Origin of the sequence: Micromonospora rosaria, assembly GCF_001567585.1 — a bacterium.
Classification (GTDB): Bacteria; Actinomycetota; Actinomycetes; order Mycobacteriales; family Micromonosporaceae; genus Micromonospora; species Micromonospora rosaria.
The window spans coordinates 1-19,122 of record NZ_LRQV01000098.1 but is presented as its reverse complement, the minus strand read 5'-3'; the positions used below and the strand labels follow the sequence as shown (position 1 = coordinate 19,122).

The window sequence follows — 19,122 nt, the reverse complement described above, 5'->3', positions numbered from 1 at the left end:
CAACCAAAACTTTTGCCTCTTTGGACAGAAGTCGGGTTCTGTCGAGGAAAACCCGGGCCCGGGACCGGCCGGCGTCCGACCGGGACCGCCGTCCGGGAATCGGCCGGACACCCGGGCTCTCCCGCAACCTGGTCACCGCAGGCGTACCCACAGCGGGCACACCCCGGCCCAAGGAGAACCCATGTCACGACAGAGATGGGCGGTCGTCGCGCTGGCCGCCCTGGCGCTCGGCACCGCAGCGCCTCCGGCGGGCCCGGCGACCGCCGCGCCGAGCCGGGACCGCGTCGCCACCACCAGCGCCGACAACCGGGTACCGGTCACCGACACCACGACGTACCCCGCCAGCGCCACCGTCCTGCTGACCTTCCCCGGCGGCCGGTGCACCGGCTTCATGATCAGCGCCCGTACCGTGGCCACCGCCGGCCACTGCGTCCACAGCGGCGGATCGTCCGGCACCTGGCGGACGAACCTCGTCGCCTACCCGGGATACACCGGCACCACCGCTCCCTTCGGCGCCTGCGCCGCGACCCAGCTCTTCGCCCCCCAGGGCTGGACCGGCTCCGCCAACGCCCCCGGCGGGGGCGACCCGACGCAGAACTACGGTGCCGTGCGGCTCAACTGCGGGGTCGGCACCACCACCGGCTGGTACAACCCCGGTTACACCACCCGCCCGGTGACCGGCTCCTGCACCACCACCCACGGATACCCCGCCGACCGACCCGGGCAGTGGACGAGCAACGCCGTCATCCGCGCCGAGACCGCCGGCCTCCTCTACGCCCCGCACGCCTTCAGCAGCGGGCAGGACGGCAGCCCCGTCTTCTACACCCCGGACCCGGACGACTGGTGCCCGACCCCACCGCAGCTGGTGATCCCGTGCCCCTGCCCGCCGCCGCCGTTCACGGCCCACACTGCGCTGGGCATCCTGGTCAGCGGCCCCGGCGGCACCGGACCGGGCCTGACCAACAGCGTCGCCACCCGGTTCACCGCACAGTCCGTCACCAACCTCATGCAGTGGCGGTGACCTCTCGGCCCACCACGACCGGGGCGGTCCGCCGACGTCCGCCCCGGTCAGCCCGACCGCACCGGCACCGACCGCAACCGCACCCGGACCTGCTCGGCGTCGGCGTGACCGAGCTGGTCCAGGATCTCCCCCGCCCGACGCCAGGCGACCCGGGCGGGCTCCGGCGCGCCGGCGGCCGAGTGGCTGTCGCCCAGATGGGTCAGGGTCGTCGCCTCGTAGTAGCGCTCCGCCGCCTCCCGCCACAGGGCGAGCGCGTTCTCGTAGCACCGGATCGCCTCCGCCTGCCGACCCAGCCGGAAGTGCACGTAGCCGAGACTGTCCCAGGTGTGCGCCTGCCAGTACCGGTTACCGACCTGCTGTTGCAGCGCCAGCGCCTGCTGGCAGTGCTCGATCGCCTGCGGGAAGTCCCCCAACTGGCTGTGGTACCAGCCGATGTTGTTCAACGCGTTCGCCCGCCCGTTGGTGTTCCCCGCGACCGTGAACAGCTCCAACGCCCGCCGGGCCTGGTCGAGCGCCTCCCGCAGCCGTCCCTGCCGCTCGGCCAGGATGCCGAGGTTGAGATGCACCCGGGCGGCCCCGACGGCATCGTCGAGCTCGGCGTAGAGCCCGAGCGACTGGTGCAGATGGAACGAGGTCTGCTCGTGGTCCTCCCGCCGCAGACACGCCACGGCCCGGTTACGGTGGGCGCGGGCCTGGCCGTCCCGGTCACCCACCCGCGCCGCAGCGGCCAACGCCGCCTCCTGCACGACCAACTGCTCCTGCCACGCCCCGATCCGGTCCAGGTACGTGTTGACGGTCCAGGCGAGCTGCCAGGCATGCGTGTCGAACCCGGCCCGCGCCGCGAGCGCGACGAGCGCCAGCAGCACGCGGTGCTCCCGCACGAGCCACCGCCACGCCTCGGCCCGATCGGCCAGCCCGGTGACGACCGCCCCCGCGCGCACCGCGGCCAGGTCGAGCGGGTCCCGCTGGTCGTACAGCAGCGCCGCCGCCGCGTACGCGGTGTGCAGGTAGTGGTCCAGCAGCCGACCGAGCGCCGCCCGGCGTACCTGGTCCGGATCGCGCCCGGCCACCTGCTCGGCCGCGTACGCGCGCAGCAGGTCGTGCAGGACGAACCTGCCCGGCCGCTGCTCGGCGACCAGGTTCGCGCCGACCAGCGCCGTGAGGGTCCGCTCCGCCCCCGCGACGGGCACCCCGGCGAGACTGGCCAGCGCCGGGACCGACACCTCCGGCCCGGGATGCAGCCCCAGCAGGCGGAACGCCCGCGCCGACGCCCGGTCGAGGCCCCGGTACGACCACGAGAAGACCGCCCGCAGGTCCACGCTCGCGTCACCGCCGGCGAACCCGTCGAGCCGACCCGGCTCGGCCAACTCGTCGGCGAGCCGGCCGAGACTCAGACCCGGCCGGGCGGCGGCCCGCCCCGCCACGATGGCCAACGCCAACGGCAGTCCCGCCGCCGCGGCGACGATCCGGCCCGCCGCGTCCCGCTCGCCCGCCACCCGGTCCGGCCCCAGCCGGCCGCAGAGCAGGTCGTACGCCTCCACCCCCGACAACGGCTCCAGCACGAACGGCTGCGCGGCCTCGATGGTGACCAGCCCCGGCAGGTGACTGCGGCTGGTCACCACCACCAGGCACCCCGGCGAGTTGGGCAGCAGCGGCCGGACCTGCTCGGCGGTGCCGGCATTGTCCAGCACCACGAGCACCTGCCGGTCGGCCAGCAGGCTGCGGAACAGCCCGGACCGGCCCGCCAGCCCGGCCGGGATCCGCGACGCCGACACCCCGAGCGCCTCCAGGAACTCCCGGAGCACCTCCGCCGGCTCCGGCACCGGCCCACCCGCGTCGAACCCCCGCAGGTTGACGTAGAGCTGCCCGTCCGGAAACCGGTCGGCCACCCGGTGCGCCCAGTGCACCGCCAGGGCCGTCTTGCCCACCCCGGCCGTCCCGCTGATCACCGCGACCGGCACCGAGCCCGGCGAGGCGTGCCGGTGCGCCAGCACCGCGGCCAACCCGGCGAGCGCCGCCCCGCGCCCCACGAAACCGGGTACGGCCGCCGGCAGGTGCCGAGGTGTCACCTGGTCGGACGGGGCCACCCGGTGCCCCGACGCCTCGCCACCCCCGGCGCGCCGGGCGAGTTGGGTGTGGGCGGCGACCCGCAGCCGATCCTCGCTGTGGCCGGCGTCGGCGATCCGCAGCAGCCGCCAGTGCGCCGCGTCCCACCAGCTCAGCTCCGCCAACTCCGCCGGCACCCGGATGCCGGCCCGCTCGGCGTGGGCCAGGCAGGCCTGGACGAAGGCGGCGACGAAGGGCCACTCGGGCAGTGACTTGGCGTTGAGCTTGTCGCTGAGCGTGGAGCGGGCCAGCGGCACCCGCAGCGACGTCGACACGGCCACCAACGTGTTCAGCGACGGCGCCCCGCAGAGCTGCCGCAGCCGCTTGAGCTCACCGGCGAACGCGGCCAGGGCCGCCTGAACCTCCCCGCCGGGTTCGCTCATCCCGCCACACCTTCTTCACTCCGGACGACTCCACCGGGTCACCGAGGATTGTCAGCCCTCCGGCCGACGGTGCGGAGCGGCCCCATGCCACGATGTCACCAGATATCGGGAAAACGTGTCTTCGCAGGACGACGCCGGCGGCGTGACCAGACTGCGGTGGCGGCCTTTCGGGCGGCCCCGCCCCCGCCCGAACCGACGTTCGCACCTCAGGTCCCTGCGGTCGACGGGCCGGGCGCGGATCTCGACACGCCGCCGTACGAGATCTCGTTGCCGTCTGGGTCCACGTAGACGAGCTTGCGCATGCCTCCCTCGTAGTTCTCGATCCGGTGGGGTTCGAGGCCACGCCGGGCGAGCCCGGCGACCGTGGTGTCGAGATCCGTCGCCATGATCATCATCATCGACCGGCCCGCCCGGTCGGGCACGTGCTCGATGTAGACGTAGCTGTGCTCGCCCACCGCCCACACGGCTTCGACGTCGTGGGGGTAGAAGCTCGGCTCGACGCCGAAGAACTGCCGGTACCAGGCCAGCGACCGGTCGAAGTGCGCGACCGGGATGCCTGCGAACAGGTCCTGGGCCGCCGGCGCACCGGGCATGCTCGCTCCTTCCGCGGGTGGAACCCCGACTCACAGGCTTACACCATCGCAACCCCGTGCTCGCGGCGCTCACCCTCACATCGTCAGGGTGACCACGAGGACGCCCACCCCGAGCAGCACGTCCAGGACGCCGCAGAACTCCGCGAGGGTGCGCGGGACGACGCGCCCGGTGCGGTGATGCCACACGTCCCATGCCGCGTGCGCGAACAGGGCGACACTGACGACGATGCCGCCCGTGACGTGGTCGGCCCGTACGGCGAGGAGCGCCGCCGCCCCGAGGACGAGCATCGCCGCCGCCTGCAACGGCAGGGACCACGCCGGCCGCAGGCCCACCCGGACGACCCCGACGGCGGCGAGGCCGAGCGCCGCCGCGCAGATCCACGGCACGGGGTCGAAGCCGGTGGGCGCGAGGCCGAGGCCGACGAGGACGAAGGTGACACCGAACGCCGCCCAGGCTGCGCCGGGGCGTCCGGTCGCCGCCGCGGCGAGGTAGACGAACCCGGACGCCGCCACGACGGAGGCGGCCTGGCCGCCATGGTGGAGCACGAGCACGGTACCGACCGCGACCAGCGCCCCCAGGGCCACAGGCCACCGTCGCAGGAGGGTTCCGCCGGGGCTGGCCGCCATCGCGCTCTCCATCTCGAACACGCGGGTGCACGATGAACGGTACGTCGGCGGGCGAGTCCTGTCACGGGCGGACCCTCACCCCTCGGCCGGCGCCGTGGGAGGCCGCCGCACGGTGGGCGCCTCCCGGGCCGGCCCCGACCCGGTCGCGCCGCCGCCATCACATCAAATAGATAGTCTTGCATGCATTGATCTCATCGAGTAAGAAGGCTTAAGGCTCGTTAAGGTGCTGGTTCCTGGGAGGAACGACGATGAGACATGCCCTGCAACGCCTCCGGTCGGCTGCGGTCACGCTCGGCGCCTGCGCACTCGGGCTGAGCCTGCTGTCGGTACCCGCCGCCGCGGCGTACCCGGACGCCCCGCTCACGCCGCGCTCCGAGCGGGCCCCCGAATCGGAGCAGTTCGCGGCGGAGGGCGTGACCACCGTCGGCGAGCTGCGCACCGTCGCCGCCACGGCGTCGACCGTCCGCACCGGTCGGACCCAGGTCGTCCGGCACCCCGGCGCCACGTACATCAAGGTGCACTTCAGCTCGCTGCGCCTGGCCCCCGGCGACCACGTCACCGTGGCCAGCCCGGACGGCCGGGAGAGCTACCGGTACGACCGGCACCTCGACCGGGCCACCGGCTCGGACTACACCACCGACGGGCAGCCGGGCTTCTGGGCGATGTCGGTCACCGGCGACACCGCCGTGGTGACGGTGCACAGCCGCTCCGGACGCGCCAGCGCCGCGACGGTCGACAAGTTCTGGCGCGGCTACGACCGGGCGGAGATCGCCCAGCACAACTTCTCGACCCAGTCCGTCTGCAGCACCGACGCCCGCCGCGACGTGGCCTGCTACCAGAGCAGCCACCCCACCGAGTACGCCCGCAGCACGGCGGTGGCACGGCTGCTGATCAGCGGCGGCGGAATGTGCACCACCTGGCGGGTCGGCAACACCAACCGGATGCTGACCAACAAGCACTGCTTCTCGACCCAGGCCGCGGTCAGCGGCAGCGAGATGCAGTTCAACTACCAGTGCGCCACCTGCGGCGGGTCCAACCCGGGCGCCGGCACCAAGGTGAGCGGTGCCACCCTCTACGCGGTCAGCGCCGGCGGCTCCAGCCAGCTCGACTACGCGCTGTTCTCGGTGAACAACTTCGCCGCCATCCAGGGGTTCGGCACGCTGTACCTGGCGACGACCGCCACTACCACCGGCACCCAGATGTACATCCCCGGCCACGGTGACGGCAGCCCGAAGCGGCTGTCCATCTTCGAGGACAGCCAGAACGGCGCACGCTGCACCGTCCGCAACGCCAACTACAACACCTGGAACATCAGCTACAGCTGTGACACCTCCGGCGGCAACTCCGGCTCCCCGGTGCTCAACAGCAGCCACCGGGTGATCGCCCTGCACCACCTCGGCGGCTGCCCGTCGAACCAGGGGGCGAAGGCCCACCTCATCTACAACGAGATCGCCAGCCTGATCGACAACGGCTGACCGCCGTCAGGTCGGGTGGGCTCCCCCCGGGGCGCCCACCCGGCCCGTGAGGGCGCACACCGGCCTACCGCGGCCTGTCCGTCCCGCCGACCGGGAGGCGTGCCCGGACGAGGTCCCGGGCCAGGTCGGTGCTTGCGGACAGCGTGTCGAGGGTGAGTGGTCGCGTGGCGAGCGCGCCCTCGTGCAGCACGAGGAGCCGCACGGCGAGGGTGGCGGGTTCCGCACGGCCCGCCGCCGTGGCGAGTTCCTCGAACAGGTTCCGCAGCCAGTGCTTCTGGTCGGCGGCGATGCGGTGCGCGGGATGGGACGGGTCCGGCAGCTCGGCCAGGGCGTTGATGAACGCGCATCCGCGGGTGTTGTCCCCGCTCCAGATCGACAGCGCGTCGAACGGCGCGGTGACCGCCTCGACGGGGTCGTCGCACGCGTCGACGGTGGCCCGCACGAGCGACCGCCACCGCTGGTCGCGTTCGGCGAGATAGGCCGCCACGAGGTGGTCCTTCGCACCGAACTGGTTGTACAGGGTCCGTTTGGTGACACCCGAGTGCTCCGCGATGAGATCCACGCCGACGGCGGTGATCCCCCGGTGGTAGAACAGCTCCTCGGCGGCGGCCAGGATCCGTCGGCCCGCTGGTGTCATGGCCTGCGCCCCCGGCACGAGCCCCTCCTTCACTGATGGGTATACCCTGGTGGTTCACCGATCAGTGTACGTGCGAGGGAGGGTGAGAGATGACCGCGCCGGAGACCATGCAGGTGGTACGGATCACGCGCCACGGCGGACCGGACGTGCTGGAGCGGGCGCGGGTGGCGGTCCCCACCCCGCAGGCGGGCGAGGTGCTGGTCCGGGTCAGCGCGGCGGCGTTGAACAACACCGACCTGTGGACCCGGGAGGGCACCTACGGCCGCCCCGGGGACCCGACCGCGCTGTCGGGCTGGCGGGGCCCGATCGACTTCCCCCGCGTCCAGGGCGCCGACGTGGCCGGCCGGGTCGCGTCGGTCGGCCCGGGCGTCGACGAGAGCCTCGTCGGACGCCGGGTGGTCGTCGATCCGGCGAGCTACGACACCGACGGGCCGGACGCGAACCCGGTGGGCCTGATGGGCAGCGAACGGGACGGCGGGTACGCCGAGTACGTCACCGCGCCGGCCGCACAGGTGCACGACGCGACGGAGTCCCCGCTCCGCGACGACCAGCTCGCGGCCCTGCCGACCGCGTACGGCACCGCGCTGGGCATGATCGAGCGCGGCCGGGTACGCGCGGGCGAGACCGTCCTGGTCTCGGGGGCCTCCGGTGGCGTCGGCGTGGCGCTGGTGCAGCTCGCCCGGGCGCGCGGCGCACGGGTACTCGCCATCAGCAGCGCGGCCAAGGCCGAGCCGGTCCGCGACGCCGGAGCTCACGCCGTCATCGACCGCGCACAGGACGTCGTCGCGCAGCTCCGCGCCGCCGCCCCGAGGGGCATCGACGTCGGACTCGACGTCGTCGCCGGGGACCTCGTCCGCGACGGCCTGCCGCTACTGCGCGACGGCGGCCGGTGGGTCGTCGCCGGCGCGCTCGGCGGCTACGATGTGTCCTTCGACGTACGCCGGCTGTACCTGCACAACACGCAGCTGATCGGGTCGTCGATGCACACCCCCGCGCACTTCGCGCTCCTCGTGGACCTGGCCCGACGGGGCGCCGTCGATCCCGTCATCGCCGCGACGTTCCCGCTGCACCAGGCCGCCCGCGCACAGGAGGAACTCGCCCGCAGGCACCACGTGGGGAAGATCGTCCTGCGGCCGTAGGGGCACCCGCGTCGATCCGCACCACACCGGCGACGCCGCCGGGACGCACGGTGGCGACATCGACCGACGCGGACATCAGCGCAGTGTCTGCGCGCCGATGACGGAGAGCACCCGGAGCTTCTCGTAGCTCTCGCTGCCGGGAACGGCGGTGTAGACCAGCAGCGCGTGCGCCTGGCCCGGGTCGACCAGCCGCTGGCAGTTCAGCTCCAGCAGGCCGACCTCGGGGTGGACGAAACGCTTCACCTCGCGCGGGCGTACCCCGATCTCGTGGTCGTCCCAGACCCGCCGGAACTCCTCGCTGCGGGCCAGCAGCAGGTCCGCCAGGTGGGCAGCCCGGGAGCCCGGGCCCCGGAGGGTGACCAGCTCGCGCAGCCCCGAGGCCCACATCCGGGTCAGGAAGGGGTGCTCCTCGGGCGCGTAGAGCCGCCGGACGGCGGGATCGGTGAACCACCGGTACCCCGCGCTGCGGGCCGGCCCGGTGTACCGGGTCAGGTCCCCGGTGAGGGCGACGCCCATCGGCGACTGGCGCAGGGTCTCCCCCAGCTCGGTGATGATCTCGGCCGGGGTGTCGTCCAGGCGGTCGAGCACCCGCAACAGGCCCGGACTGATGTGGTCGGTGGAGCTGCCCCTGGGCGGCGGGTGGTGCCCGGCCAGCCGGAACAGGTGGTCCCGCTCGTCGATCGTCAGGTGCAGACCCTGGGCGATGGCGGCGAGCATCCGGTGCGACGGCTGCGGACCGCGCTCCCGCTCCAGCCGGGAGTAGTAGTCGGTCGACATGTGGCACAACGTCGCCACCTCCTCGCGCCGTAGCCCGTTGGTCCGGCGCCGCTGCCCGCGCGGCAGGCCGACGTCCTCCGGTTGCAGTGCCTCCCGCCGATTGCGGAGGAACTCCGCCAGCCCGGTGCGATCGATCACGACGCTCCCCCTTCGAGTACTGCCTCGTTTCTAGCGCCCGCACCCGGCGGTATCCACGGCCCGTTGATCCCCCCGTCCCGCCGCAGGGGTGACCCCGCGAGCCTGTGATCGGTAGGCCGTGGTTACCGCTCCGGGATGCGCCGACGATCGATGGCGACACCGAGCATCCGCACCATCAGCCGGAGGAACAGCAGCCATGCCTCGTACCCCGATCGACATCACCCTGCCCGACCTGTCCGGCAAGCGCGCCGTCGTCACCGGCGCGAGCGACGGGATGGGCCTGGGGATGGCCACCCGGCTGGCCGCAGCCGGCGCCGAGGTGATCCTGCCCGTCCGCAACCCCCGCAAGGGCGAGGCCGCGATCACCACGATCCGGCGGGCCGCCCCCGGCGCGACGGTCTCGCTGCGCAGCCTCGACCTGTCCTCGCTGGAGTCGGTCGCGGCCCTGGGCGACACCCTGCGCGAGGAGGGCCACCCGATCCACATCCTGATCAACAACGCGGGCGTGATGCAACCGCCGCACCGGCAGAGCACGGCCGACGGGTTCGAGCTGCAGTTCGGCACCAACCACCTCGGCCACTTCGCGCTGGTCGGCCGGCTCCTCCCGCTGCTGCGCGCCGGGGGCGCCCGGGTGACCTCGCAGATCAGCATCGCCGCGCGGCGCGGCCGGATCAACTGGGACGACCTGAACTGGGACCGCTCGTACCACGGCATGCGCGCCTACAGCCAGTCCAAGATCGCCTTCGGGCTGTTCGGCCTGGAGCTGGACCGGCGCAGCAGGGCGCACGGGTGGGGCATCACCAGCAACCTCTCCCACCCCGGGGTCGCCCCCACCAGCCTGCTGGCCGCCCGCCCCGAACTCGGTCGCAGCCAGGACAGCCCCCAGTACCGCCTGATCCGGACCCTGTCCGCGCGGGGCATCCTGCTGGGCACGGTCGAGACCGCGAAGCTGCCCGCGCTCATGGCCGCGGCCGATCCGAACGCCAGGCCCGGCGTCCTGTACGGGCCCAGCGGCCCCGGCAACCTCGGGGGCCCGCCGGCCGAACAGCGGATGTACCCGCCGCTGCGCAGCACCGAGGAGGCCGCGCGGGTCTGGGAGGTCTCCGAGCAGCTCACCAGGACCGCCTTCGTCGCCGCCTGACCACCGGCCCGCCCCGAGGAGCCCCATGAGTACCCTCACCCCGCACCCGTCGACGCAGCGCAGCACCACCGGACCCCACGACTGAGCGGCCGGTGTCGACCGTGCGGAACGAGACGCGTCCGCCCGGCGACGCGGTGCACCGCGTCGCCGGCCTGGTCCTGGCCGGCGGTGCCGGACGCCGGTACGGCGGACCCAAGGCGCCCGTGTTCCTCGGGCCGGCGCTCGACGTGCTGCGGGACGGCGGCTGCGACCCGGTCATCGCGGTCCTCGGTGCCGGCGCGCACCAGACCCGGGCCCGCGTCGACCTGACAGGTGTCGAGGTGGTGGAGAATCCGGGCTGGGCCGAGGGCATGGGCTCGTCGCTGCGGCTCGGCCTCGCCACGGCCACCCGCCTGCCCGGGGTGTCGGCGGTGTGCGTGCACCTGGTGGACATGCCCGGCGTGACCGCGACGGCGGTGGCCCGACTGCGGGCGCGGGCACACCCGGGTTGCCTGACCCGCGCCTGCTACGACGGCGAGCCGGGCCATCCGGTGGTGCTGGGGCGCGACCACTGGGCGGAGATCATCACGACCGCGCGGGGCGACCAGGGCGCCCGGGCCTACCTGCGCCGGCACGCCGCCCACGTCACCACCGTCGAGTGCGGCGACGTGGCCGCCGGGTACGACGTCGACGAACGGTGACCCGCTGACCCGGGCTCGTACCGGAACCGGGCTCGCGCCGGTGCTGGACCGCACCCGTCCCCGCCGCCGGTGCCGTCAACCGCCGATCGCGGACATCGTCCGGGCCGGCTGCAGGAACGCCGGATCGTCGATGCCGTGCCCGGCACGCTTGCCCCACATCGCCGCCCGCCACCGCCGGGCCAGCTCCTCGTCGTCGGCGCCGGCCCGCACTGCGCCGCGCAGATCGCTCTCCCGGGTGGCGAACAGGCAGTCGCGGACCTGACCGTCGGCGGTGAGCCGGGTCCGGTCGCAGTCCCCGCAGAACGGCCGGGTGACGCTGCCGATCACCCCCACCCGGGCGGGCCGGCCGTCCGCGCCGGTGAACCCGGCCAGCCGCCAGGTCTCGGCGGGCGCCCCGCCCCGCTCGTCCGGGTCGGGCAGCAGGGTGAACTCGGCCCGCAGCGCGGTCAGGATCTCCTCGGCGGTGACCATCGTGGCCCGGTCCCAGGCGCGCTGGGCGTCCAGCGGCATCTGCTCGACGAACCGCAGCTCGTAGCCGTGGGCCAGGGCGAACCGCAGCAGCCCCGGGCCCTCGTCCGCGTTGACCCCGCGCAACAGCACCGAGTTGACCTTGACAGGGGTGAGGCCGGCCGTCGCCGCCGCGGCCAGCCCGGCCAGCACCTGCGGCAACCGGCGGCGCCGGGTCAGCGTCGCGAACCGGTCCGCGTCGAGGGTGTCGAGGGAGACGTTCACCCGGTCGAGCCCGGCCGCGCGCAGTGGCTCCGCCAACCGGTCCAGCCCGATGCCGTTGGTGGTCAACGACAGGGTCGGTCGCGGGTCCAGTCCGGCGACGGCGGCGACGATGTCCGGCAGACCGGGCCGGATCAGCGGCTCGCCACCGGTGAACCGCACCTCGGTCACGCCGAGCCGCTGCACGGCGATCCGGACCAGCCGGACGACCTCGTCGTCGGTCAGCACCGCCGAGCTGGGCAGCCAGGGCGGCCCTTCCGGGGGCATGCAGTACGAGCAGCGCAGGTTGCACCGGTCGGTCAGGGAGACCCGGAGGTCCGTCGCGATCCGACCGTACCGGTCGACGAGCGGGCCGGCGGTCGGCGGTGCGGCGCTCATCGCCGACCCCACGGGGTGGCCACGACAGCGGCGCCCCACCGTGTTGGCCGCTCGACAGCAGCCCTCCCGCCGGGAGCACCCGATCGTCGGGCGGCGCACCAGGTCGACGGCATCCGTTGTCCTCTCTGCGCCGCCCGGCACCGAGGCTGACCTCGACGCCGGGCGGCGATCGTCGCTCGGCAGGGTCCAGGCGTCGGGACCGGCGACCGGATCAGGGACAGTTGACCCACTCCTCGGTGCCGTCGGCGAACACCTGGTGTTTCCACACCGGCAGCCGGGCCTTGACCTCGTCGACCAGCCGGGCGCAGGCGGTGAAGGCGGCCCCCCGGTGCGCCGTACTGACCGCGGCGACCAGGGCGGCGTCACCGACGGCCAGCGGGCCGAGCCGGTGGGCGACCGCCACCGCGTACACCTGCGGGTCGGCGGCGATCTCCTCGGCGACCCGGCGGAGCACCTCGGCCGCGCTCGGATGCCCCTCGTAGGCCAACCGGCGCACTCCCCGGCCGTGGTCGTGGTCGCGCACCCGGCCCCGGAACGACACCACCGCACCCGCACGGGGGTCCGCCACCGCCTCCTCGTCCGCCCCGTCGTCGATCGGGTCGCTGGTGACGATCGCGCGCACCACCCGTCCCCCGGTCACAGCAGCTTGTCGAGGGTGATGGGGAGGCTGCGGATCCGCTTGCCGGTGGCGTTGTAGATGGCGTTGCCGACAGCGGCTGCGGAGCCGACGGTGCCGAGCTCGCCGAGACCCCGAGCGCCAAGGTGGTTGATGACGGGGTCGGGACGGTCGAGAAAGTGGACGTCGATGGCGGGAATGTCGGCGTTGACGGGCACCATGTAGTCGGCCAGGTTGCTGCCGGCCAACCGCCCGGTGTCGAGTTCGAGCGGGTTGTCCTCCAGCAGCGCGTGACCGATGCCGAAGATGACGCCTCCGACGAGCTGACTCCGGGCGGCCTGGGCGTTCACGATCCGGCCGGCGTCCACCACAGTGGTGAAGCGGGTGACGCGGGGTTCCCCCGTGTACCTGTTGACTCTGACCTCACAGAAGTGCGCGCCGAAGCTGTGGAACCTGTACTCGGTCGCCTCCGGGCCGGGCTGGACCGTCGCGGTGGCCTCGACGTTTCGACGGCCGACCGTGGTCAGCAGGCGCTCGAAGGGCATCGAACGGCCTCTCCCCCGCAGTTGGCCCTTCTCGTACGTCAGTTCCTCGCTGTTCGCACCGTGCCACGGTGACTGCGGATCCGTGACAGCGACCCGGATGAGTTCGGCGACCACGGCGTGGACGGCGGCTTCGACCGCCGGCACGGTACTGGCGGTGGCCATGGAACCCACGGCCGGTGCGCCCTGCGGCAGGGCGGTGTCACCCAGTTCGGGCCTGACCCGACGCAGCGGGAGGCCCAGCTCGTGGGCTCCGGTGATCGCCAGCAGAGTCGTCGCACCGGTGCCCAGATCAGCGGTCGCGGAGGAGACCAGGGCGGTGCCGTCGTCGAGCAGCCGGACCCGGGCCTGGACGGGGTCCGGTATCCGGCGTCCCGGGTAGATGGCCGTGGCCATCCCCATCCCGACCAGCCACTGCCCGTCGACCCGGCTGCCGGGCCTGGCACGTCGGGCCGACCAGCCGAAGCGACGGGCGCCGACGCGGTAACAGTCGTCGAGATGTTTGCTCGACCAACGTACGTCCGTGCCGGGCACGGTGGTGGCGTAGTTGCGCAGCCGTAGCTCGACCGGGTCGATGCCGGTGGCGACGGCGAGTTCGTCCATCGCGGTCTCCAGCGCGAAGGCTCCGGGAGCCTCGTTGGGTGCCCGCATGGCGCAGGTGGGGGGCACGTCGAGCATGACCTGCCGCTCGTCGACATGCAGGTTCGGGGTCTTGTACAACACGGCCGAGGTCTCTATGGCCGGCCGCATCGACCAGTAGCCGACGAACGGCATCACGGCGTCGCTGGTGTGACTCACCGCGTTGAGGACGCCGTCCCGGGAGGCGCCCAGCTTGATGGTCTGGTCGACCGCACTGCGGTGGCCGATCACGGTGAACACCTGCTCCCGGGGCAGGACCAGCCGGACCGGACGGTTCAGCTGACGGGCCGCAGCCGCGGCCAGGGGGACGTCGTACCACGGAACCACCCGGCTGCCGAAACCGCCGCCGACGTACGGGGTGATCACCCGCACCCCTGTCGGCGAGATGCCGAGTCGGATAGCTGCCCCCAAGGCGGCGATGTGGGGCAACTGAGCGCCGCTGTACAACGTGAGCTGGGTGTGGTCGCTGTTCCACTCGGCGAGAACGGCATGGGGCTCCATCGGGACGGCATGCTGCGTCGGCTGATGGAAGGATGCCTCCACCACGACGTCACTGGCGGCGAACGCCGCCTCGATCGAGGCGACACCCGGGGCGAGCACGGTGACGCTCGCCGGGGGGTGGCCGGGCGCCACGGCGGCCGGTACGCGAGGCTCGTCGGCGAGCGACGTACGCGGCCGTTGCTCGTCGTAGGTCGTGGTGATCAGCCCTGCGGCCTCCCGCGCCTGCCCGGAGGTCTCGGCGACGACCATGCCGATGATCTGCCCCCGGAACCGGACCCGGGTGTCCTGCAGGGGCGCGTAGTTCTCCCCGGCGCCGGGCACCGGCTGGAGCCCGAGTTTGTGGAACGGGCTGTAGACCCCGATGACGCCTGGCGCGTTCTGCGCCGCGACGGTGTCCATCGCGGATATCGAGCCCCGCGCGATGGTGCTGGTGACCAGGTAGGCGTGCGCCACCCTCGCGCTCGGGTCCGAGGCCGGGTAGTCGGCCGAGTACCGGGCGGCGCCGGTGACCTTCGCCCGGCCGTCGACCCGGTCGATGTCGCGTCCGAGTGGGGAGACGGTCATCGTGGCTCCTGACTGCGAGAGGAGGACCGGGGCCGGGCGATGCCGGCACCGTGGTCGAGGAGTTCCGCCGTCCAGGCCGGCGGGACGGTGGACGGTGACGCGCCGCCGCGACGGTGGAGGGGTACCCCGGCGCGCAGCGGCACCCCGGAGCCGCCGAGCCGGTGGGCGACGATCTCCGCCGCGATCGACAGCGCCGTCTCCTGCGGGGTACGGGCGCCGAGGTCGAGCCCGATCGGCGAGTGCAGGCGGCTGAGCTCGTGCTCGGTCAGGCCGGCCGCGCGCAGCCGCACCAGGCGCTGCTCGTGGGTACGCCGCGACCCCATCGCCCCCACGTAGCCGACCGGCAGTCGCAGGGCGACGGTGAGCAGCGGTACGTCGACCTTCGGGTCGTGGGTGAGCACGCAGATGACCGTGCGGCCGTCGAGACGCTGGGCCCCCAGGTAGCGGTGCGGCCAGTCGACGACCACCTCGTCGGCGTCCGGGAACCTGGCCGGCGTGGCGAAGGTGGCCCGTGGGTCGCAGACGGTCACCCGGTAGTCGAGGAAGACGCCCTGGCGGGCCAGGGCCGCGGCGTGGTCGATCGCCCCGAAGATGAGCATCCGGGGCGCCGGGGTGGTGCACTCGACCAGCAGGGTCATCGGCTCCTGGCAGAAGCCGTCGGCCACCCCGATCTCCACGGTGCCGCTCGTCCCGGTGTGCAGCACACCGGTCGCGTGGGCGACGGCCACCCGGTCGAGCCGTTCGTCGCCGAGGCTTCCCGCGCGGGGCCCTCCGGGTCGCACGACGATCATCCGGCCGAGGTGGGTGTCCGGGCCACGCACGATCGTGGCGACGGCGACCGGCTCGTCCCGCGCGGCGTCGGTGAACGCCGCGTCGAGGTCGGGTTCGGCGTGCGGGTCGTGGTGGCGCAGAAAGAGCTCGATCGTTCCGCCACAGGTCAGGCCGATGCCGATGGCGTCGTCGTCGGTGTACCCGAACCGGAGGGCCCGCGGGCTGCGGTCCCCGTGCAGCATCTCCTGACAGGCCTGGTAGACGGCCGCGTCGACGCAGCCGCCGGAGACGTTGCCCAGCACGGCACCGGCGGCGTCGACGACCAGCGACGCGCCGGGCTGGCGGGGCGCGCTGCCCTGCACCCGGGTGACCGTGGCGGTCACGAAGGGTGTCCCGCCGCGGATCCGGTCGAGGAGTTCGGTGGCGAGTTCAAGCACGGTCGCCGCCGCTGTCGGTCGTCGAGGTCACGGCCACGCGAAGGTGCGTCATCGGCTCTCCATCAGGACGGTGAGGGCCCGGACCAGGGTCCGGCGCAGCAGCGCGGGCTTGAACCCGTTGTGCGGCAGCGTCCGGGCGCCGTCCGCGGCGGTGCGTACCGCTGCCTCGAAGACGTCGGCGGTGGCCCGCCGGCCGGCCAGGGCGTTTTCGACCGCCGGCAGCCGCCAGGGTCTGGTGCCGACCCCGCCGGCGGCGATCCGGGCCTGCCTGATGGTGTGGCCGCGCCACTCGATGGCGACCGCCGCCGAGGCGAGGGCGAACTCGTACGACTGCCGGTCACGGATCTTGAGGTACACGGAGTTCGGTGCCCACATCGAGCGGGGGACCGTGATGCCGGTGATCAGCTCGCCCGGTCGCAGCGTGTTCTCGAGGTGGGGCGTGCTGCCGGGCAGGGCGTAGAAGGTGTCGAGCGGCACCGTGCGGGTGCCCTGGGCGGTGGCCAGGTGCACGGTGGTGCCGAGCGCCACCAGCGGTACGGCCAGGTCGCTGGGGTGGGTCGCCACACAGGCGTCGCTGGTGCCGAGGATGGCGTGGGTGCGGTTGAACCCGGTCAGCGCCGAGCAGCCGCTGCCGGGCTCCCGCTTGTTGCAGGCCGTGGTGACGTCGCGGAAGTAGCCGCACCGGGTGCGCTGCAACAGGTTCCCGCCGATGCTCGCCATGTTGCGTAGCTGCGCGGACGCGCTCAGCTCCAGGGCCTGGGCGATCATCGGGTAGTCCCGGCGCACGATGCGGTCGGCGGCGACATCGCTCATCCGTTCCAGGGCCCCGATGTGCAGCCCGTCACGGTCGAGCTTGATGCCATGCAGCGGAAGCCGGTTGATGTCCACGACCCGGGTCGGGGTGAGCACGTCGAGCTTCATCAGGTCGACCAGGGTGGTGCCGCCGGCGAGGAAGGCCGAGTCCGGCGTGGCGTGCGAGAGGGCCTCGTCGAGGGTACGCGGCCGGGTGAAGGAGGCGGTTGGCATCAGCGCATCACCTTCTGCGCGTCCCGGATCGCCTCGACGATGGACGGGTAGCAGCTGCACCGGCAGATGTTGCCGGACATGCGTTCGCGGATCTCGTCGTCGGATCTCGCGGGGCCCTCCTGGACCATGCCGACCGCCGACATGATCTGCCCCGGGGTGCAGAAGCCGCACTGCAGGCCGTCGCGCTCGATGAAGGCCTGCTGCATCGGGTGCAGCCGATCGCCCCGGGCCAGCCCCTCGATGGTGGTGACCTCACGGTCGTCGACCGTGGCCGCCAGCGTCAGGCAGGACAGCACCCGCCGGCCGTCGACGTGCACGGTGCAGGCCCCGCACTGGCCCCGGTCACAGCCCTTCTTCGTGCCGGTCAGCTCCAGCTCGTCACGGAGCGTGTCGAGCAGGGTGGCCCGCGGGTCCACCTGCACCGAGACCGGCCTGCCGTTGACCGTCGCCCGTACGGTCACGGGTGCGGCGTCCGCCACCCGGGCCGGCGGCACGGCCTGCGCCTCCCGGGCCAGCAGCGGCACGCCTATCGCGACGGCGGCGCCGCCACCCAGCACGCTCCGCCGGGACACACCCGGCCGGCCGGGGCCTGTCTCGTCGTTCGGATTCATCGGTCCTCCCGGATGGACGGTGGACGGGGGCACACCGGGAACCGTTCGACGGTCGACCGGTCAGGTGCTCCTCCACCCTGGCCACCCGGGTCGGTGACTGCCAGGACCTGTCGATCCCAGGATGGGCCGCTCGCTGACCGGGCCCGCACCCGCACCGACCGACCGGCACCGGGGCGGGATCGGCGCTGCGGGGCGCACGTCACCTGGCCCGGGGCTCCGGTGACATCGACCGACAGGGGCCGTACCGGCGGCGTCGACCCGGCCGAGTGATGGAGCGCTCGACCCGTTCGAGGACCAGCAGGGGGTACCCGACCCAGCGCCGCGAAAAATGCCGACCCCTGAAATCGATCGACCTTTCCCTGTGAGGCTGGTGGGCGCGCTGCGAAGCTGTCCCTACCGGTTCCGTCATCCGCAGGGGGGCACCCATGATCCGAATCCGCCCCGGGTACCGGCGCGCCGCAGTCGCGGTCGGCGCCGCGCTGATCCTCACGGCCGCACCGGTCGGCACCCCACCGGCGTACGCCGACAACCAGGTCGACACGTTCACGGTCAGCGTGAACTACGGCCTCTACAAGTCCAGCGGCGGCACGCCGGTCCTGGTGCACAGTGAACGGTTCGCACCCCCCGGGGCCGGCATCGCCACCATCGAGTCCGTTCCCGGCAACGTCACCGCGTTCGCGATCGGGTTGGACGGCGGTCTCGTCCTGTCGCGGACCGTGCCGCTCGGCGCCGGCCCCGCCCTCACCCGCGACGGTCCCCCCGGCCTGGCCCCACCCGGGGCCCCGATAACCGCCGCCGGCCTGGACGTCTTCTTCGTCGGGCGCAACGGCGCGGTCTTCCACAGGTCATACCGGAGCGGGGCGCCGGTCGGGCCACGGCAGGTCACTGTCGCCGGCCTCGCCCCGCCCGGCGCGGTCGTCGCCACCATCCCCGGAATCACCTCCGGCGTGGCGTTCGTCGGCACCGACGGCGCACTCCGCGTGGTCCGGCCGACCAGCACCGGCACCTGGACGGCCACCCCGGCCAGCCCACCGAACGTCGCCACCCCCGGCGGCGGGCTCACCGCCGTCTCCGCCACGGCTGGATTCGTCACCGGACTCGACGGACGGATCTGGCAGGTACGGCTGACCGGTGGCCCACTGCCGGACCCGTGGGCAACGGTCCCCGTCGCCGGGGTCGGGGCCGCGCCGGCCGGGGCGCACCTCACCGCAGCCCAGTTCGCCGGCGGGCCGACCATCGTCATGTTCGCCGGCCACGACGGTGCCGTCCGGGCCACCTCGAACGTCACCGGCACCTGGCACGAGCCGACGGCGGCCACCGCGGCCGGCGTCGCCGTCGCCGGAAAGCCGATCGCCACCACCATCCACGGCGACCACCTGCACGGCGACTGGTGCGGCAACAGCCTGGCGTGGCAGATCCGCATCCCGAAGCCGATTCCGCAAGGAGGCCCCTATCCCGAGCCGTGGAACGCCGTCACCTACTCGTTCCAGGCCCCCGCCATCCAGCCCGGCGGACACGTCACCAGCGTCCTGCGCTAGGGCGTGTGTCGAAGTCGGTGGTGGCGCCTGAAATGGTGTGACCGTTCGGCGTG

Annotated in this window: 17 protein-coding genes; 6 read left to right on the top strand and 11 right to left on the bottom strand. The window is 73.4% G+C overall.

What is annotated here, in order from left to right; all coding sequences use genetic code 11:
* The first annotated feature begins 181 nt into the window (after nucleotides 1-181).
* Nucleotides 182-1,021 (top strand): trypsin-like serine peptidase, encoded by an 840-nt coding sequence (locus AWW66_RS22540; protein ID WP_067369995.1) that lies wholly within the window; start codon nucleotides 182-184, stop codon nucleotides 1,019-1,021.
* Nucleotides 1,022-1,068: 47 nt separating this feature from the next.
* Here the strand turns inward: AWW66_RS22540 and AWW66_RS22535 are convergent, their stop codons facing one another.
* From AWW66_RS22535 to AWW66_RS22525, 3 genes are all read right to left on the bottom strand, one after another.
* Nucleotides 1,069-3,510, bottom strand: coding sequence for an ATP-binding protein (locus AWW66_RS22535; protein ID WP_067369992.1), 2,442 nt, complete (start codon nucleotides 3,508-3,510; stop codon nucleotides 1,069-1,071).
* 206 nt (nucleotides 3,511-3,716) lie between these two features.
* Complete coding sequence (locus AWW66_RS22530; protein ID WP_067369989.1) at nucleotides 3,717-4,103, bottom strand: VOC family protein; 387 nt, start codon at nucleotides 4,101-4,103, stop codon at nucleotides 3,717-3,719.
* 75 nt (nucleotides 4,104-4,178) lie between these two features.
* Nucleotides 4,179-4,742: a hypothetical protein gene (locus AWW66_RS22525; protein WP_157527717.1), complete on the bottom strand. Its 564-nt coding sequence runs from the start codon at nucleotides 4,740-4,742 to the stop codon at nucleotides 4,179-4,181.
* 236 nt (nucleotides 4,743-4,978) lie between these two features.
* Here AWW66_RS22525 and AWW66_RS22520 point away from each other — a divergent pair, with 236 nt between their 5' ends.
* Entirely contained in the window at nucleotides 4,979-6,205 is a 1,227-nt protein-coding gene (locus AWW66_RS22520; RefSeq protein ID WP_067369983.1) for a trypsin-like serine peptidase, read from the top strand.
* Nucleotides 6,206-6,269: 64 nt separating this feature from the next.
* Here the strand turns inward: AWW66_RS22520 and AWW66_RS22515 are convergent, their stop codons facing one another.
* The gene (locus AWW66_RS22515; protein WP_211272061.1) at nucleotides 6,270-6,860 is read right to left on the bottom strand and encodes a TetR/AcrR family transcriptional regulator; all 591 of its coding nucleotides are present in this window, start codon (nucleotides 6,858-6,860) and stop codon (nucleotides 6,270-6,272) included.
* Between the two features lie 71 nt (nucleotides 6,861-6,931).
* Here AWW66_RS22515 and AWW66_RS22510 point away from each other — a divergent pair, with 71 nt between their 5' ends.
* A complete protein-coding gene (locus AWW66_RS22510) occupies nucleotides 6,932-7,981 on the top strand; it encodes a zinc-binding dehydrogenase (RefSeq protein ID WP_067369982.1) in 1,050 nt (349 codons plus the stop codon).
* A 75-nt stretch (nucleotides 7,982-8,056) separates the two neighbouring features.
* Here AWW66_RS22510 and AWW66_RS22505 read toward each other — a convergent pair whose 3' ends face one another.
* Nucleotides 8,057-8,896: a helix-turn-helix transcriptional regulator gene (locus tag AWW66_RS22505; RefSeq protein ID WP_067369980.1), complete on the bottom strand. Its 840-nt coding sequence runs from the start codon at nucleotides 8,894-8,896 to the stop codon at nucleotides 8,057-8,059.
* A 196-nt stretch (nucleotides 8,897-9,092) separates the two neighbouring features.
* Here AWW66_RS22505 and AWW66_RS22500 point away from each other — a divergent pair, with 196 nt between their 5' ends.
* Nucleotides 9,093-10,037 carry an SDR family oxidoreductase gene (locus AWW66_RS22500; protein ID WP_067369978.1) on the top strand — a complete coding sequence of 315 codons (945 nt, stop codon included), beginning with the start codon at nucleotides 9,093-9,095 and terminating at the stop codon, nucleotides 10,035-10,037.
* Between the two features lie 101 nt (nucleotides 10,038-10,138).
* A complete protein-coding gene (locus tag AWW66_RS22495; RefSeq protein WP_245648427.1) occupies nucleotides 10,139-10,717 on the top strand; it encodes a nucleotidyltransferase family protein in 579 nt (192 codons plus the stop codon).
* Nucleotides 10,718-10,792: 75 nt separating this feature from the next.
* Here the strand turns inward: AWW66_RS22495 and moaA are convergent, their stop codons facing one another.
* The 6 genes from moaA to AWW66_RS22465 form a co-directional block, all read right to left on the bottom strand.
* Nucleotides 10,793-11,824: a GTP 3',8-cyclase MoaA gene (gene moaA / locus AWW66_RS22490; RefSeq protein WP_067369975.1), complete on the bottom strand. Its 1,032-nt coding sequence runs from the start codon at nucleotides 11,822-11,824 to the stop codon at nucleotides 10,793-10,795.
* Between the two features lie 211 nt (nucleotides 11,825-12,035).
* Complete coding sequence (locus AWW66_RS22485) at nucleotides 12,036-12,449, bottom strand: molybdenum cofactor biosynthesis protein MoaE (protein ID WP_245648429.1); 414 nt, start codon at nucleotides 12,447-12,449, stop codon at nucleotides 12,036-12,038.
* An 11-nt stretch (nucleotides 12,450-12,460) separates the two neighbouring features.
* Nucleotides 12,461-14,686, bottom strand: coding sequence for a xanthine dehydrogenase family protein molybdopterin-binding subunit (locus AWW66_RS22480; protein ID WP_067369968.1), 2,226 nt, complete (start codon nucleotides 14,684-14,686; stop codon nucleotides 12,461-12,463).
* Complete coding sequence (locus AWW66_RS22475; protein WP_067369965.1) at nucleotides 14,683-15,894, bottom strand: XdhC family protein; 1,212 nt, start codon at nucleotides 15,892-15,894, stop codon at nucleotides 14,683-14,685. Before AWW66_RS22475 ends, AWW66_RS22480 begins: the two co-directional genes overlap by 4 nt.
* 48 nt (nucleotides 15,895-15,942) lie before the next feature.
* Nucleotides 15,943-16,920 (bottom strand): FAD binding domain-containing protein, encoded by a 978-nt coding sequence (locus AWW66_RS22470; protein ID WP_067369962.1) that lies wholly within the window; start codon nucleotides 16,918-16,920, stop codon nucleotides 15,943-15,945.
* Entirely contained in the window at nucleotides 16,920-17,399 is a 480-nt protein-coding gene (locus AWW66_RS22465; RefSeq protein ID WP_396890724.1) for a (2Fe-2S)-binding protein, read from the bottom strand. Before AWW66_RS22465 ends, AWW66_RS22470 begins: the two co-directional genes overlap by 1 nt.
* 557 nt (nucleotides 17,400-17,956) lie before the next feature.
* Between AWW66_RS22465 and AWW66_RS22460 the strand changes: the two genes are divergently transcribed.
* Nucleotides 17,957-19,069 (top strand): hypothetical protein, encoded by a 1,113-nt coding sequence (locus tag AWW66_RS22460; RefSeq protein ID WP_067369956.1) that lies wholly within the window; start codon nucleotides 17,957-17,959, stop codon nucleotides 19,067-19,069.
* Nucleotides 19,070-19,122 lie beyond the last annotated feature (53 nt).